The sequence below is a fragment of the Microbacterium sp. PM5 genome, assembly GCF_003293595.1.
GTDB lineage: Bacteria > Actinomycetota > Actinomycetes > Actinomycetales > Microbacteriaceae > Microbacterium.
In genome coordinates this window covers 2,138,227-2,154,185 of the sequence record NZ_CP022162.1, presented here as the reverse complement: position 1 = coordinate 2,154,185, position 15,959 = coordinate 2,138,227, and the positions used below count along the sequence as shown (strand labels likewise).

Annotated in this window: 16 protein-coding genes and 1 tRNA gene; 5 read left to right on the top strand and 12 right to left on the bottom strand. The window is 67.9% G+C overall.

Features of this window, described 5'->3' with window-relative positions:
• Positions 1-18 precede the first annotated feature (18 nt).
• Genes CEP17_RS10470 through CEP17_RS10455 form a run of 4 tightly spaced genes read left to right on the top strand, consistent with a single transcriptional unit; the run spans position 19 to position 3,628 of the window.
• Positions 19-870, top strand: coding sequence for a fumarylacetoacetate hydrolase family protein (locus CEP17_RS10470; RefSeq protein WP_112932185.1), 852 nt, complete (start codon positions 19-21; stop codon positions 868-870).
• The gene (locus CEP17_RS10465; RefSeq protein ID WP_112932184.1) at positions 867-1,628 is read left to right on the top strand and encodes an SDR family oxidoreductase; all 762 of its coding nucleotides are present in this window, start codon (positions 867-869) and stop codon (positions 1,626-1,628) included. Before CEP17_RS10470 ends, CEP17_RS10465 begins: the two co-directional genes overlap by 4 nt.
• A 47-nt stretch (positions 1,629-1,675) precedes the next feature.
• Positions 1,676-2,854: a mandelate racemase/muconate lactonizing enzyme family protein gene (locus CEP17_RS10460; RefSeq protein WP_112932183.1), complete on the top strand. Its 1,179-nt coding sequence runs from the start codon at positions 1,676-1,678 to the stop codon at positions 2,852-2,854.
• 9 nt (positions 2,855-2,863) lie between these two features.
• Positions 2,864-3,628, top strand: a complete 765-nt coding sequence (locus tag CEP17_RS10455; RefSeq protein ID WP_112932182.1) for an FCD domain-containing protein — start codon at positions 2,864-2,866, stop codon at positions 3,626-3,628.
• Between the two features lie 2 nt (positions 3,629-3,630).
• On the opposite strand, the gene CEP17_RS10450 is transcribed toward CEP17_RS10455, so the two are convergent.
• From CEP17_RS10450 to CEP17_RS10435, 4 genes are all read right to left on the bottom strand, one after another.
• Positions 3,631-3,969, bottom strand: a complete 339-nt coding sequence (locus CEP17_RS10450) for an L-rhamnose mutarotase (protein WP_112932181.1) — start codon at positions 3,967-3,969, stop codon at positions 3,631-3,633.
• A gap of 2 nt (positions 3,970-3,971) precedes the next feature.
• Positions 3,972-4,892 (bottom strand): carbohydrate ABC transporter permease, encoded by a 921-nt coding sequence (locus CEP17_RS10445; protein WP_239498506.1) that lies wholly within the window; start codon positions 4,890-4,892, stop codon positions 3,972-3,974.
• The gene (locus CEP17_RS10440; protein WP_239498505.1) at positions 4,879-5,799 is read right to left on the bottom strand and encodes a sugar ABC transporter permease; all 921 of its coding nucleotides are present in this window, start codon (positions 5,797-5,799) and stop codon (positions 4,879-4,881) included. Before CEP17_RS10440 ends, CEP17_RS10445 begins: the two co-directional genes overlap by 14 nt.
• Before the next feature lie 85 nt (positions 5,800-5,884).
• A complete protein-coding gene (locus CEP17_RS10435; RefSeq protein WP_112932180.1) occupies positions 5,885-7,249 on the bottom strand; it encodes an ABC transporter substrate-binding protein in 1,365 nt (454 codons plus the stop codon).
• Positions 7,250-7,393: 144 nt separating this feature from the next.
• Here CEP17_RS10435 and CEP17_RS10430 point away from each other — a divergent pair, with 144 nt between their 5' ends.
• Positions 7,394-8,059, top strand: coding sequence for a GntR family transcriptional regulator (locus CEP17_RS10430; RefSeq protein ID WP_112932179.1), 666 nt, complete (start codon positions 7,394-7,396; stop codon positions 8,057-8,059).
• A 51-nt stretch (positions 8,060-8,110) separates the two neighbouring features.
• On the opposite strand, the gene CEP17_RS10425 is transcribed toward CEP17_RS10430, so the two are convergent.
• The 8 genes from CEP17_RS10425 to CEP17_RS10390 form a co-directional block, all read right to left on the bottom strand.
• Positions 8,111-9,667 carry a carbohydrate-binding domain-containing protein gene (locus tag CEP17_RS10425; RefSeq protein WP_112932178.1) on the bottom strand — a complete coding sequence of 519 codons (1,557 nt, stop codon included), beginning with the start codon at positions 9,665-9,667 and terminating at the stop codon, positions 8,111-8,113.
• An 11-nt stretch (positions 9,668-9,678) separates the two neighbouring features.
• Positions 9,679-10,500: a VTC domain-containing protein gene (locus tag CEP17_RS10420; RefSeq protein ID WP_239498504.1), complete on the bottom strand. Its 822-nt coding sequence runs from the start codon at positions 10,498-10,500 to the stop codon at positions 9,679-9,681.
• On the bottom strand, positions 10,497-11,150 hold the full coding sequence (locus CEP17_RS10415; RefSeq protein WP_112932177.1) for a DUF4956 domain-containing protein: 654 nt from the start codon (positions 11,148-11,150) through the stop codon (positions 10,497-10,499). Before CEP17_RS10415 ends, CEP17_RS10420 begins: the two co-directional genes overlap by 4 nt.
• Entirely contained in the window at positions 11,147-12,259 is a 1,113-nt protein-coding gene (locus CEP17_RS10410) for a bifunctional glycosyltransferase family 2/GtrA family protein (RefSeq protein WP_112932176.1), read from the bottom strand. Before CEP17_RS10410 ends, CEP17_RS10415 begins: the two co-directional genes overlap by 4 nt.
• Before the next feature lie 3 nt (positions 12,260-12,262).
• Complete coding sequence (locus CEP17_RS10405; RefSeq protein ID WP_112932175.1) at positions 12,263-13,288, bottom strand: phosphodiester glycosidase family protein; 1,026 nt, start codon at positions 13,286-13,288, stop codon at positions 12,263-12,265.
• 77 nt (positions 13,289-13,365) lie between these two features.
• Complete coding sequence (locus CEP17_RS10400; RefSeq protein WP_239498503.1) at positions 13,366-14,832, bottom strand: HAMP domain-containing sensor histidine kinase; 1,467 nt, start codon at positions 14,830-14,832, stop codon at positions 13,366-13,368.
• Positions 14,829-15,548, bottom strand: a complete 720-nt coding sequence (locus tag CEP17_RS10395) for a response regulator transcription factor (protein WP_112932946.1) — start codon at positions 15,546-15,548, stop codon at positions 14,829-14,831. Before CEP17_RS10395 ends, CEP17_RS10400 begins: the two co-directional genes overlap by 4 nt.
• A 130-nt stretch (positions 15,549-15,678) precedes the next feature.
• Positions 15,679-15,762, bottom strand: a tRNA-Leu gene (locus CEP17_RS10390).
• Between the last annotated feature and the right edge of the window lie 197 nt (positions 15,763-15,959).

The following is a 15,959-nucleotide window of genomic DNA, read 5'->3' as shown; positions in this document are numbered from 1 at the left end:
CACCCTCGGAGACAGCCCATGAGCTTCGCACGACTCGGACCCCTCGGACACGAAATCCCCACGATGTGGCGCGACGGCGTCGCGTGGGATCTGCGCCCCCTCACCGCTGACATCGACGGCGCCTTCCTCGCCGACGACGGACTGGTGCGCGTGCGGGAAGCGTGGCACGCCGGCCGGCTGACGGTTCTGCCGGATGCCGCGGACCTCCGCACCGGCGCGCCGATCGCCTTCCCCAGCAAGATCGTCTGCATCGGCCTCAACTACCACGATCACGCCGCCGAGACGGGCGCAGCGGTTCCCGGCGAACCGGTCGTCTTCATGAAGGATCCCCGCACGATCGTCGGCCCGTTCGACGACATCCTCATCCCGCGCGGATCCCAGAAGACCGACTGGGAGGTCGAGCTCGGGGTGGTGATCGGCCGCACCGCCCGCTATCTCACCTCGCCCGACGAGGCCCTCCGACACGTCGCCGGGTACGTCGTCTCGCACGACGTCTCGGAACGCGAGTTCCAGCTCGAGCGCGGCGGGCAGTGGGACAAGGGCAAGAGCTGTGAGACGTTCAATCCCCTGGGGCCGGTTCTCGTTCCCGCCGACGAGGTGGACGACCCGCAGGCGCTCGGCCTGCGCCTGTGGGTGAACGGCGCGCAACGACAGAACGGGTCGACCGCGCAGCAGATCTTCTCCGTCGCCCATGTGATCTGGTACCTGTCGCAGTTCATGGTGCTGCGCCCCGGCGACCTCGTGAACACCGGGACTCCCGCGGGGGTAGCCCTCGGCCGGGCGGATCATCCGTATCTGCGCGCCGGTGATCTCGTCGAGCTCGAGATCGACGGTCTTGGGCGGGCGGCGCAACGGCTGGCCGACGCATGAGCACCGGAGACTTCGACGGCATCGTCGCCGTCGTCACCGGGGGTGCGTCCGGCATCGGCCTGGCCAGCGTCAACGCCCTCGTCACGTCGGGAGCGACGGTGGCCGTGCTCGACCGCTCCCTCGCCGCACTGCCGCCCGCGGTGATGGGCTTCGAGGCCGACGTCACCTCCCGGCGCTCCGTCGACGTGGCCATCGAGGCCATCGCTCAGCGTCTGGGCGGGATCGATGTCGTCGTCAACAGCGCCGGGGTCAGCTGCGTGGGTACTGTCGAGGAGGCGACGGAGGACGACTGGGAGCGGGTTCTCGACATCAACGTCCGCGGCACGGCGCGCGTCAGCGCCGCCGCTCTCCCCTATCTGCGCGCATCCGCGCACGCAGCGATCGTCAACGTGTGCTCGATCGGCGCTCTCAACGGGTTGCCCCAGCGCGCCGTCTACAACGCGTCGAAGGGCGCCGTCCTCGCGCTCACGTACGCGATGGCGACGGACCACGTGTCGGAGGGCGTGCGTGTCAACTGCGTGAGCCCGGGAACGGTGTCGACGCCGTTCGTCGAGCGGATGCTGCAGCAGTTCCCCGATCCGACCGCCGAGCGGGCCGCGTTGGATGCGCGACAGGCGACGGGGCGGATGGTGACCCCGGAGGAGGTCGCCGACGCGATCTTGTACCTCGCCAGTCCCCGCGCGGGATCCACCACGGGCACGGCGCTGGAGGTGGACGGGGGTGTGACTCATCTCCGCGTCCGTTCATCGTTCATATGATGTATGCTCTATAGCAGGAATTCACCCCGGAAAGTGTCAAGGACGATATGAAGATCACGGGCTACCGCACGCTCCGCACCCACCGTGACTGGGGGCGGCCCGTGGGCGACGTCAACGGCTTCATCGCATCCGGCATCACCGAGGTGCCGATCGTCATCGTGGAGACCGATGAGGGGATCGAGGGGGTGGCCGTCGGCTCCGACCACGACATCGCCCGCATCTTCCCCGCCCTCGAAGGCCAGGATCCCCGCGGCGTCTCCGGCCTGTACGACCGCATGCTCGCCCACGTCTTCAAGGCGGGTCACAACGGGGCCACGTTCGGGGGGATCGCCACGCTCGACGCCGCTCTCTGGGACATCAAGGCCAAGGCCCTCGGCGAGCCGCTGTGGCGTCTACTAGGCGGTCGGGACCGCTTCGTCCCGGGGTACGCGTCGGGCCTCGACATCGCTCTCAGCGACGAGCGACTGGCGGACTTCTACGCGGCGATGGCGGAGCGCGGCTTCACGAGTGGCAAGCTCAAGGGCGGACGCGATGTCGAGACCGACCTGCGCCGCCTGCGTATCGTTCAGGAGCAGTTGGCGCGCAACACGCAGCATCCCGCGCTCATGCTCGACGCCAACGAGTCATGGAACCTGAAGCAGGCCGTGCGCTACGTGAGCGCCGTGGAGGCGGAGATCGATCTCACGTGGATCGAGGAGCCGCTGCGTCGCTGGGACGCCCACGGCCACGCGCGGCTCTCGCAGTCGGTGCGCGCCGCCGTCGCCACCGGCGAGAACCTGACCGGCCTCGAGCAGTTCCGCGCGCTCTTCGACCTCGGCGCCGTCGACGTCGTGCAGACCGGCGCCGTGTGGGGGATCACGCATTTCCTGCGACTGGCCTACGCCGCCCATGCACGCGATCTGCCGATCAGTCCGGTCGGCCTGACCAGCAATCCCGCGGTGAGTCACGCCGCCGCGGCGGTGCCCAACCACCTCACCGCGGAGGTCCAGGACCTCGGCATGCCCTTCGGCGTCCTCGTCGACGAGCACGTCGACGAGGGAGGGATCATCCTCGGCGATGCCCCAGGCGCAGGACTGACCGTGGACGAGCAGGCGATCGGTGCCGCGGTCCACGACGGCGACTGGTTGCAGTCCGCGGGACCGCACGTGCGACCCCTGCGCGCGGGGCTCAGCCTTGCTGCCGAGAGACGAGCCGGGTCTTCTCCCGCCACGCACCGCGACGCATAGAATGTTGCGATGAATGATCTTCGGCCGGAGGCCGCACCGCCGCGCGTGTTCGATCGCCAGGCGGCGCGCACCCCGGTGTCGCGGCTCGGCGTCGCGGTTGTCCACGACCTCGTGACGGCGATCATCACCGAGGAGATCCCCGAAGGCACCATGCTGCCGATCGAGACGGAGCTGAGCGCGCATTTCGGCGTCAGCCGCACGGTCGTGCGTGAATCCATCAAGCGCATCGAGGAGAAGGGCCTCGTGGCCGTCGTGCAGGGCAGCGGGACGACCGTGCGCACGCGCGAGTCCTGGAACGTCCTCGATCCGGTGGTTCTGCAGGTCATGCTCGAGAACGACGCGTCGCTGGGCGTACTGGACGATCTCGCGGTCGTGCGTGGCGCGCTGGAAGGCGCGATGGCCGCCGCGACGGCGGGTCGTCGATCGGATGCCGAGCTCGATGCCCTGCGCGCAGCCTACGAGCGCATGGAGCACACCATCGATCACGAGGACGAGTACAACGACGCCGACATGCTCTTTCACCTCGAAGTGATGCGGCAGTCGCAGATCCCGCTCGCCGAGAGCATCACCCGCACGTTGTACTCACGCGCGCGCGAGTCGGCCCGCTTCACGACGAACCCGTCGAAGGATGTCTTCCATCTGACCCTGGAGGAGCACCGCCGCGTTCTCGAGGCGATCGAGGCGGGGGATGCCGCGGCCGCCGAGAGGGCGATGCGCGCACACATCCTCGACGCGTGGCAGCGCCGGCGTCAGCCCACCGCCCGCAAGCCCTGACGTCAATCCTGGTGCCAGACCTCCGCGAACTGCTCCCAGTTCGGGCTCGGTGAGCCGCTGCGCAGCGGCAGCTGGCAGGGCGCGGTGTACGACCACCACTGCTGACAGATCGGATCCTGCGCCATGATCGCCTGGTCGGACTCGTAGTCGTCGCCGACGTACTCGTAGTACCCGAGGATCACGTCGTCGAGGACGAAGATCGTGAAGTTGCGGATGCCGCAGCGCGTGTTCATCTCCTCGACGTGCGGCCAGACGGCTGCGTGCAGCTCAAGGTACTCCGCCCGCTTCTCCGGGACGAGTCGGGCGGCCATGCCGAACCGACGGACCGGGGTCGACGACATCCTCATTCCTTCGTCCCGCCCGCGGTCATGCCGGTCACGAGGAAGCGTTGCGAGAAGAGGAAGATCACGAGCACGGGACCGACCGAGACGAGCGTGGCGAGCGCCAGGACCGGCAACGAGATCGTGATCGATGCGCCACTTGTCGGGTTGAACAGCGGAACGTTCGACAGCAGCTCCGCCAGCCCGACCTGGATCGGCGACTTGCGCCCCGGGGCCATCACGAACGGCAGGAAGTAGTTGTTCCAGTTTCCGACCAGGTTGAAGAAGCCCACGAGCGCGATGACGGGCGTTGCCAGCGGCATCGCGATGCGCCCGAACACGCGCCACTCGCCGGCCCCATCGATGCGCGCGGCATCCAACAGGTCTTTGGACACACTCGTCGAGAAGTAGATGTAGGTCAGGTAGACGCCGAAGGGAAAGAAGGAGAACGGCAGGATCACCGCGAGCGGGTTGCCGACGAGCTTCAGCGCCGACATCTCGAGGAACACCGGCAGCACGAGCGCCGTGCTCGGAATGAGCATGACGACCAGGGTGACGATCAGCAGCGTCTTGCGTAGACGGAACTCGGTGAGCGCGAGAGCGTAGCCCGCAGGGATCGTCACGACGAGAGTGACGAGCAGGGCCACACCGGTGTACAGCACCGAGTTGCCGATCCAGGTCCACACGATGCCGCCCTGGAACTGGATCAGCTCGTTCCAGTTGCTCGCCAGGGTGTCGAATCCTCCGAAGGTGAAGGGTCCGTCCAGTAGGAGCTGGCGCGGTGTCTTCGTCGGCGCGAGCAGCAGCCAGACGATCGGCACGACGAAGAAGAGGGTGAAGAAGACCAGAACGACGGTGACGAGGGCCCTGCCCATCCACCGGGCGGGTGACATCGCCGCACCGTTTCGGCGGCGCGCGCGCACGTCGAGATCAATCGCGCTCAAAGAGTCCTCCTCGGAAGACGAAGATCGCCGACAGGGCGCCTGCGACGAGCAGGAGCAGCAGCGAGATCGCGGCGGAGCCGTTGAAGTCGCCTTGGCGGAACGCGTACAGGTACGCGAGCTGGTTGATGGAGTAGTCGGGCGGAACGACCCCCTTGGAGGCCTGGGAGAGCACACGAGGCTCGACGAACAGCTGCGTGCCCGCCGCGAGCGACATCACGGCCATATATGAGATCCACTTGCGCATGAGCGGGATCTGAATGTGGATCGCGGTCTGCACTGCCCCGGCGCCGTCGATGCGGGCCGCCTCGAGCACATCGGCGGAGATGTTGTTGAGGGCACCGTACATGATGACGATCCAGCCGCCGGCGCCGGTCCAGAAGGCGATGATCGTGAAGATGATCGGCAGGTTGTCCACCGAGACCGTCTGCACGAAGTTCTCGAAGCCGAAAGCACGAAGCAGGAAGGCGACCGGGCTGACCGTGGGGTCGAGAAGGAACAGCCACAGCATGACGCTCGACGCGCCGGCGAGGGCTCCGGGGATGTAGTAGACGAAGCGGTAGCTCGTCGACAGCCACCGGCGCCCCACACCGTGCACGAGAAGAGCGAGGAGCACGACGAAGACGAGGAGCGAGACGAGGTAGAAGACCAGGTAGATCGCGACGTGCATCACCGCGGGGAGAAAACGATAGTCGGTGAAGACCTTGACGAAGTTGTCGAAGCCGGCGAAGGAGCCGTTCTTCGTGAACGAGAGGAAGACGGCATAGAGCGTCGGGATGATGCCGAACGCGAGCAGCAGAATCGCGTAGCCGGAGACGAAGATGTATCCGATCCTGCTCTGTGAGCGATCCGGGCGACGTCGGGCGGAGGAGCGAGGCTCCCGCCCCCGCCGGGCCTCCGAAGAGGCCACGGCGGCGGCGGGAGCCGTGAGCGAAGTGGTGATGAGAGTTTCCTTTGCTCGCGGCGGATGCCGAGGCATCCGCGTGGAACGGGAATTACTTGACCGTGTAGCCCTGCACCTGGGCCTGGTTGTCGTACTCCTTCTGGAGCTGCGTGACCAGGTCGGCTTGGGTCTTTCCGGCCGAGATGCCGGGGATGACGATCGAGGCGTAGGCGACCTCGGGGCTGAAGGAAGGGTATCCCCAACCGCTCCACACGCTGCTCGCCGCCGTCGTGAGCGCCGACTTGAAGTCGCCGACGTAGTAGCCGGAGCTGGCCTGCTGCGTGAGCCACTTGTCTGCCGCCGACTGATAGGCCGGAAGACCCGAAGCCAGCTTGACCGCGTCGTCGGAGCTCGTTGCGTACTGCAGGAACTTCGCCACGGCGGCGAGGTTCTTCGAGTGGCTGGAGCCGTACCAGACGCCACCACCCACGTTGCCGGTGACCTTGTCCGAGCCGCTCCAGTACAGCGGGGCGGCGGCGCCGACGGTACCGGTGGGCGCGTTCAGGCTGTCCTTGTTCTGGAAGAGCGCTCCGGAGTACCACGCCGGCCCAGGCATACCGAGCACCTTGCCGCTGTACTTCGACACGAAGTCCGCACCGAACACGCTGTCGTTGACGAGCGTCTTGTTGGCGAGCATGTGGTCGATGAGCTTCGTGGCCTTCACCGCGTTCGGGTCGGAGAAGTTGCTCGTGAACGTGTCACCATTCACCTGAAAGACCGGAGCCTGTGCGCCCCAGTAGTAGATGTACGGACCCTCGAACGAGTCACCGACGGAGCCGAGGATGTAGCCCGGGTGCTCGGCTGCGACCTTGTCGCTGAGCGCCTGGTAGTCCTCCCACGTCTTCGGCACGTCGTAGCCGAACTGCTTCATCAGCGCGTCGTTGTACCAGTACACGACCGGCGCGAGGTCGTTGCGCACGCCGTAGACGTTGCCGTCGACAGTCATCGGGTCGAGCGCGCCTTTGGTGAAGCCGTTGAGGAAGTCGTCCGAAAGAAGCCCCTTGTTGAGCACGGCCGCGAACGGCTGACCGCCGTTGGTCGACTTGCTGGCCCACGACGTGTCGTTCTGCTGCGTCGAGAACACGACGTCGGGCCAGCCCGAGCCCGACTGGTCGAACAGGGCGATCTTCGTCTTGAACGAGTCGCTGCCGCCGGAGTTGCCGTCGTAGGTCTCGACGTTGACGGTGAGGTCGGGGTTTGCCGCCTTGAAGGCGTTGGCGATTGGCTCACGGGAGGAGTCGACCCACACCGTGATGGGCGCCTTTGCGTCCTGCTCGGCGGCATCGAAGCCGTACTGTGAGTTTCCGCCGCCACCCGAGCCGCCCGAGCAGGCGGTGAGGGCGGCCACGGCGGCGAGGCCCGTGGCGAGAGCGATGATGCGAGGGACAAGACGTGAGCGTCGATGCTGTGATGCCATTGCGCGTCCTTTTCTGGTCGGCGTCGTTGACGACAGGGCCGTCGGGCGACGGCGAGAGCTAGTACATCATACATCTCATCTAATGGCAATCATGGACACGGCCCCCTGTCGCGGCATGACAGGGGGCCGTACCATTCGTTGCAAATGAGTGCGACGCTCGCCCCGATCGAACTCGTCAGCGGGATGATCCTGAGTGACGAGATCTACGCGCGCATCGGCGCGGCGATCGCCGACGGCACGTTCCCTCCCGGGCATCGCCTCCGCGATGTCGAGCTCGCTCAGCAGCTGGGCGTCTCGAGAACACCGGTCCGCGAAGCACTGCAGCGACTGGAGCGCTTCGGGCTCGTCGAGATCGCGGTCGGTCGCTACACGCGTGTCACAGCACCGAGCGACGCACTGCGCCGCGACACCGGCGAGTTCGCCGCCTACTTCCTCGGCAATGCGCTCAGCCTCGCGGTGTCGCGTTGTTCCGACGAAGATCTCGCTGACCTCGTCGCCACGGTCGATGCGGCACTGGCGGGCATCGACACGGGCGACGCGGCCGCGGTGTTCTCCGCGGCATCCCGCCTGGGCATCGTCGCTGCGCGGGCGACCGGCAACAGCGTGTTCGACACGATCATCCACGAGACGTCCATCGTCGTCGAACGCAACCTGCGCGGATGGTCAGGGGTCCGCGCCGAGGCCGCCCCCCGCCGCGAGAACTGGCAGCTGCTGCGCGACCGCATCGCGGCGCGCGATGCCGGCGGGGCCGAGGACAGCATCCGACGCCTCTACGGCGTCACGCCGGGCGCTGTCCCGCCCGCCCGCTGAGACGCGTCGCGGAGCCGCCGTTGTGCGCCCGTGCGGCTCCGCGACGGGAGCTCAGCGCCCCCGACCGCCTCCGCCCATGCCACCGGCGGCCGCCACACCGGCGGTGACGGATGTCGCGGCCCCGTCGACGGTCACGGTGTAGGTCTGGCCGCTCGTGATCTCTGCCGAGGAGAACACCACCGAGGCGAAGGTCTTCGTCGCCGTATAGGAGGAGATGACGGCGCCGGACCCGTCGGTGATCTGCACCGTCGATCCCGCCGCTCCGCTGACGGACGCGGCGAGCCATCCCTGTGGTGAGGACGCCTCCGGCGTCTCCGCCATTCCGCTGCTGCCGATGGCGACGAGCGTTCCGCCCGAGATGGTGATGCCGCCGTTGGAGTCGAGGGCGCCGTTGTCGTTGGCGGTCGGGCCGAACACGGTGACCTCTCCCCCGGTCATCTCGATCGTCCCGTTCGAGTCCAGGCCGTCGCCCAGGGCGTCGACCAGGAGGGTCCCACCAGAGATGGTCAGCTTCTCACCGGTGTCCTGCATGCCGCCGCCCATCCCGCCACCGGAGGAGTTGCCCGACGCGTTCACCCCGTCGTCGGTCGAGGTCACCCGCGTGGTGCCGCCCGCGATGCGGATGTCAGCCGACTCGATGCCCTCGTTGGAGCGCGTGACGGTGACGTCGCCACCCGCGATCACCAGAATGGTCTCCGAGTGGATGCCGTCGTCATCGCTGGCCACGGTGAACGTTCCGGCACTGATGACGGCGTCGGTCTGGGCGTCGATGCCGTCATCTCCTGCGGTGGCATCGACCGTGCCTCCGCCGATCCACACGTACCCCTTCGTCGCATCGTCGGTCTGGTCGCTCTTGAGAGCGTCGCCGCCGGCGGTGATCGAGACGGTTCCTCCGGAGATGATGAGCGAGTCCTTGCCTCGCAGGCCGTCGTCGGCGGCGTTCACGGTGATCGTTCCGCCGATGATCGCGAGGTCGTCCGTGGCCGAGATGCCGTCGTTGCCCGAGTCCGTGACGGCGAGCGCGCCCGAGCCGGAGATCGTCAGATCGGTGTCGGCGTAGACGGCGGCACTCGCATCGGCATCCGCGGAGCTGGCTCCGGTGATCGTGTTGGTGGAGCCCTCAGCGAGATTGATCGCCACGTCATCCGCCGAGACGACCTGGATCGCCGCACCCGTCGAGGCGGTCACGCTCGCACCGTCCAGGATGAGAACGACGAGGGCGTCATCGGGAGCCGCGACCACCAGCTGACCGTCGAGGCTGCCGCTGACACGGTAGACACCGGCGGCGGTGACGGTCACGGTCGAGCCGGAGACCTCCACACCTGACGCGTCGCTGGTCGCTGTCGATCCGGACAGCGTGATCCCGACGGCGTCCGCAGCGTCCCACTCGTCGTCGTTCACGACGGTGCCGTCCGCGTTCTCGGCGAGCACCGCGGCTGCGGCGGCCGGTACCGCAGCATCGATGTCCGCGACGGTCTGTGCGGCGGCGGACGTCGCCGCGACACTCGCCGAGGACGATGCCGTGGGCGTGGCGGTGACGCTGCAGCCGGTGAGAACGACGGCCGCGATGGCCAGGGGAAGGGCGAAGGGAAGGATTCGGCGGCGCATGATGCGTCCTTTCAGGAAGAGGGGTGAGAGGTGGGGACGGCGGAGGAGAACGGACCTTCGAGCACACGCGTCCACCGGTTTCGGGGGAGGTCGCCGCGCAGCACCGCCATGCCCGTGGCGTACTTGCTGACGCGCTGCGGGCGATGACCTGCGCGCCACAGCGCGCGGTCGAGCGTGCCGGCGCTTCCGGGGGATTTGGTCTCGATGATCGCGAAGCGCGGGACGAGGAAGCCGGCACCCGAGGCGTCGACCCACTCGAGGTCGAGATCGACGGTGGCGCGGGATGCCCCGGCATCCGGCGAAGCGGACCAGACGAGGCTCGAGCGGTGGTAGAGGGTCTGCAGACGCGCGTCGAGATCGTCGGCGCGCGCGGCGTCGATCCCGATGGCGTCGAGAGCGAGCGCCACCTCGCCGCGGGCATCGGCGCTCAGTTCGTCGGGCGTCTGTGCGCCGTAGTCGTCCCGGTCCTTCTGCGTGAGTCCCCGGGCCCCGCGCGTCTTCAACTCGAGATAGGTGGACCCCGTGTCCATGTACGAGCGCGTGCGGAGCTTGAAGCGTCGCCGGCGCCCGTGCGCGGCGAGGCGGAAGCTGAGCAGATCCGGCGTGTCGAAGTACACCGACCGATAAGCCATCTCCCGGCGCCCGTCGATCTCGAGCACCCGCGGAGCGCAGGGCTGCGATGCCAAGTCGGCGAGGAGATCGGCGGCCTCGTCGAGGGGAACGACGTACTTGCGGTCGATCCGCGTCAGCAGCGCCGCATCCGCCGTCACCTCGTCGAGCGTCACCGGCGGCATCGCACCGAGCGTGGTGTGGATGCGGGATCGTGCGCTCATCGTGCGCCTCCGACGAGGTCGGCGAAACGGGTGTCGCCGACCTGCGGCGCCGCGGTCTGAAGGCCTTCTTCGATCGCAGCGCGAGTCGCACTCTGCCGCGTCGGCGGGTCGATGCGATAGCGCACGTCGACGAGCGTGGTGTCGTCGACGAGGTCGAGCCGCTGAACGGTGAGAGCGGTCACCTCGCCGCCGAGCAGCCGAGCGAGCTCGGCGCGCAGTTCATCCTCATCGGCGATGGCGCGGTCGAGATGCACGCTCTGGTGGCGGCTGCGGGAGAGCAGGCGCGGGTGGTCGGCGGCGGCGAGGACCAGCAGGATGAGCGCGACGAGCACGGAAGGCGGCACGAGATCGGTGTGCGGGAGACCGCAGATGAGGCCGATCGCGAGCGCCGCGAAGTAGTAGGCGACTTCGCGTTGCGTGATCTCGCTCGAGCGCAGCCGGATGATCGAGAGCACTCCGAACAGGCCGAGACCGAGCCCCAGCGCCACCTCCGCCGTGCCCAGCACCGACGCGACGGCGAGAACGCCGACGTTGACGCCGAGGAAGGCCACGACGAGGTCACGTCGGCGGTGGCGGTGGAAGTAGATCGCGCTGAGAGCGACGGCGGCGGCGAGGTCGACGGCGGCGAGGAGGAGGGCAGTGACGGTCATCGGTTTCTCCCTGTGTGAGATGAGGTGGTGGGGACGGGCTGGAGGAGGGCGCGAGGCGGCGCGGCGCCCGGCGCGGGCGCGAGTGATGGAGGGAAGACAAGGGAGCGCTGAACTCCGTAGCTGAGGATGAACAGCACGCCTTCGGTGATGACCTTCGCGGGCAGGAGCGCCAGCCCCGCGTCGGTCAGGAAGGACATCCAGGCGATGTTCGATGCCAGCAGCGCCAGGGCGAGCACCGCGTACCGCGACGCCTGGGCGCCGACGCTGCTTCCCCGCGCACGGAACACCATTCGTCTGTTGACGACGAAGTTGACGGATGCCGAGACGGCGCGCGCCGCGATGATCGACGCGATCAGCGAGCCCGTCAACGCGGTCAGCAGCAGCAGCACGAGCGTATCCACGACGAAGGCGGCAAGAGACGAGCCGGCGAACAGCAGCACCGGCAGCAGCACCTTGAGCGAGTCCCGCACCGGCCGGAAGTGACTGGACTCGTTGCGTCCGAGATACACCGTGTCGATGGGGACTTCACACACGTCGACCGCATCGGGCGCCGCGCGCAGCAGCATCCGCTGCTCGTACTCGAACCCGTCGCCGGGAATGCTCTGCGCCCACGCGAGACGGCCGGCCGGGATTCCGCGCAGTCCCGTCTGGGTGTCGGAGATCCGCCGTCCCGTGGCGAGCTGGAAGAGGAGGCGGGAGGCGACGTTGCCGAAGCGGCTGCGCGCGGGAACGGCCCGCCCGAACCTCCGCACCCCGAGGACGAGCGCGTCGACGCCCCCATCGACGGTCGACCGCACGCCGGCGGCGACGGCGACGATGTCGTGCACGGTGTGTTGCCCGTCGGCATCCGCGGTGACGACGCCGGCACCGGGCGTGCTCGCGGCGATGTCAGCGAACCCGGTCTTCAGGGCGGCGCCCTTTCCCCGATTCACGTCGTGGGCGATCACGCGGGCACCGGCGGCGCGCGCGGCGGCGAAGACACCGGTGAAGTCGCCACCGCTGCCGTCGTCGACGACGAGCACGTCGAGCTCCGGAGCGGCCGCGCGCAGATCGGCCACGAGAGGGGCGAGCTGCGGTCCGGGCTGGTAAGCGGGAATCAGGACGTACATCGCTCAGCCCGCCACGTAGAGGATGTCGCTGGTGCCGCGCTCACCGCCGTTGGAGGGCGAGTTGATCACCGTGCCGTTGAAGTACATCGTGGAGCTGCCTCCACCGTCGAGGTTGTAGGCGGTGGTCGCACCGAGCGAGATCATGATGTCCGCGAGCTCGGGCAGCGTCACGCCCTCGCTGTAGCCGCTCTGACGCCCGTCGACGACCACGAAAACGAGATGGTTGTCGTCGATGACGCCCACGGCTGTGCGCGGCTGGTCACCCTGGATCGAGTGGTTTCCGACGTTGGTGTCGACCTCGACGTCGTCCGTGCCCGAGACCACTTGCCCGCCCTCGACGATCGCCGGCCCGAAGCTGAGGGTGTTCCAGACGCCTGCCGCCAGCAGCGCATCGGCGGAGGTCTGCGTCTCGTCGTACACCTCGACGTGGCCGTCCAGGTAGAACGCCAGGCCCTGGCGAGCCGGTTCGTCGCGGTAGATCACGCCGTTGCGGATCTCGATCCCGGTGGAGCGGAACCCGTAGTAGTCACCGTTGATCGCGAAGACCGCATCGTGAGCCGCGGCGATCTCGCTCGTGGTCTGCACGATGTTCTCGCCGAACTGGTTGTTGGCGAAGGCCGATCGCAGATCGGTGGCGGTGCCCAGCGTCACATCCGCGACGTAGTACGTCACGATGTCGGAGCCCAACCCCGTCGTCACGGTCGACACCGTGACGGAAGTGGAACCGTTGCGGTAGGAGGTGTCCGTCAGGGTCTTCTCTGCGGTCGCGTCTGATGCGGAGACGGATGCCGTGGCGGACGCCGTGGCGATGACGCTTGCATGGGCCGCCTCGTAGGCGGCGACGTCGGCGACCTCGACATGCGGAATGAGGTAGCGATCGGCGGCCCACCAGGCGGTGCCGCCGAGGACGAGAGTCAGGCTGAGGGCGCCGATCAGCAGAGTGCGACGCCGGATGCGACGCCGCGACCTGTCGGGAGCGGGCGCCGTGTCCGTGCTGGCGGTGTCGCGATTTCGGTGGGCGTTGTCCATACCCACAGGTCTACGGAGCGCGGACTAATCGAACCCTGCCGAAGTTTCGGTATCGGCTATGCAAGCCTATGTTTAACCTATGAGGGCCGGGGTCGGTTGAGTGGCAGGCGGACGCTGAAGCTGGCCCCGGAGACAGTGCTGTCGGCCGTGATGGTGCCGCCGTGGGCGGCGACGATCGCCTCCGCGATGGAGAGGCCGAGACCCGTGCTTCCCGCGTTGCGGTTACGCGCGCGATCTCCGCGGGTGAATCGCTGGAAGAGACCGTCGCGCACCGCCGGATCGATGCCGGGGCCCGTGTCGCGCACGCCCAGAACCACCTCGTCACCGTCTCGTGCCAGCGACGTCGTGACGGTCGTCCCCGGCGGGGTGTGCATCTGGGCGTTGCGCAGAAGATTCGCCAGGACCTGACGCAAGCGATCCTCGTCACCGCGCACGGTGATCGGGGCGTCGCCCGGTATCTGCAGGCGCCAGTGGCGGGTGGGATCGACCGTGCGGGCGTCATCGACCGCATCGATGGCGAGAAGCGGTAATTCGACGTCGTCGTCACGAAGGCGCTGTCCGGCGTCGAGTCTCGCCAGCAGCAGCAGATCGTCCACCAAAGATGCCATCCGACGCGCCTCCGACTCGATGCGTTCGAGCGATCGCCGCTGCGAATCCGACATCTCCTCCGGCCCGGTCAGCGACAATTGCGCGTAGCCACGCACGCTGGCCAAAGGCGTACGCAGCTCATGACTGGCGTCGGCGATGAATCGCCGCAGCTCGCTCTCGCTGTGCTGGCGGGCGGCCAGTGCCGCCTGCACGTGTCCGAGCAGATCGTTCAGCGAGGCACCGACGCGCCCGACCTCCGTGCGCACATCGGTGTCGGCGTCGGCGACGCGATCAGGGATCTCGACGTCCCCGCGACCCAGCGGCAGCGCCGATGCCCGCTGCGCGACCGCGGCCACACGCTCCAGGGGTCGCAGGCGCTGGCGAACGAGAAGGGAGAGAGCTCCGATCGTGACGACGAGTGTCACTCCGCCGACGGCGACCAGGATCGTCGTCAGCGCGGTCGTGGTCGCCGCGGCATCCGCCAACGACATCCCGGACATCACCGTTCGTCCGCTGACGGACTGCGCCGCAACACGGAAAGAACCCAGATCAGAGGCAAGATCGACGGTCACCGGCTGGCGATCGGTGGGCACGGATGCCGACAGCGAGGCCACCTGGTCGGCGGACAGAGTGACCTCGGTGCCGTCCGCACGCGTATACGACGCCGACACCTGCGTGCCGGCGGCATCGAGCACGACCTGGAGAGAGCCGACGCGTGGATCCGGCCCTTTCGCCGCGGACGATCCGTTGCCGTGATCTGCACCCCCGCCCTGGGCATGCCCGTCGCCCCCCGCAACCGCCAGACCCCCGACGACCTGCTCATCGAGCCGGTCGTAGACGAAGGCGCGCAGCGCGAATACCGTCGCGACGCTCATGACGACGATCGCGAGCGCCACCAGAACACCCGTGCCGAGGACGAGGGCGCGCTGCAGCGTCAGAGGCCGGCGCAGGTTCACGGTTTGATCATGTAACCCACCCCGCGCACGGTGTGGATCATCGAATCGGAACCGGAGTCGATCTTGCGCCGCAGGTAGGAGATGTAGATCTCCACGACACCGCTGTCGCCGCCGAAGTCGTAGCCCCACACGGCGTCGAGGATCTGCGACTTGCTCACGACGCGCAGAGCGTTGTGCATGAGGTAGCGCAGCAACTCGAACTCCTTTGCCGTCAGGGTGATGGGCGTTCCCGCCCGCTGGACCTCGTAAGCGTCTTCGTCGAGGGTCAGATCGCCGACCCGGAGCAGGTCGTCCACGGCCGCAGCCGCAGCGACGTGACGACGCGCCATCGCGCGCAGCCGCAGGATGACTTCTTCGAGGTTGAACGGCTTCGTGACGTAGTCGTCACCGCCGGCGGCCATCCCCGCGATACGGTCCTCGACGGCGTCTTTCGCGGTCAGGAACAGGACCGGAACGTCGTTTCCGTTCGCCCGGATCCGCGACAGCAGTTCTACACCGTCGAGGTCGGGCATCATGACGTCGAGCACCAGGAGGTCGGGGTCGAAGTCGGCGATCACCTCGAGGGCGTGGCGACTGTCGGTGACCGCACGCGCGTCCCATCCTTCCTTCGCCATCGCCATCCGCAGCAATTCCCCAAGGTTGAGCTCGTCGTCCACGACGAGCGCGCGAACGGGACTGCCGTCGATGCGAGTGAGCGTGGGTCGGGGACTGTCCATGCGTCCCAGAATGCCCTGTCCGCCCCGACCGGACCACGCCATCTTCGAAGAGATGCATGTGAGTTCCGCACGCGCGCACAAAAGAGAAGAGACCGCCCGGTTCGATCACCGGTCGGTCTCTTCGTCGCTGTGCGCGAGGGGGGAGTTGAACCCCCACGCCCTTTCGGGCACTGGCACCTGAAGCCAGCGCGTCTGCCTATTCCGCCACTCGCGCGAGCCGCGATCTCCGAAGATCTCACGGACTCAACTTCCCGAGGATATCACGCTCCGAGACCCGTTTCGACTCGGCTGTGCCGGCCTTGCTCAACGAGCGGGCTGGCCATCTGCCGCTCGTTGAGCGAGCGGCGCGAGTCGAAACCCGCTTCCCCCGCGCGCCAGCTCGGCGCGTTCCGCGTCTGCTCAGCCTGTGCA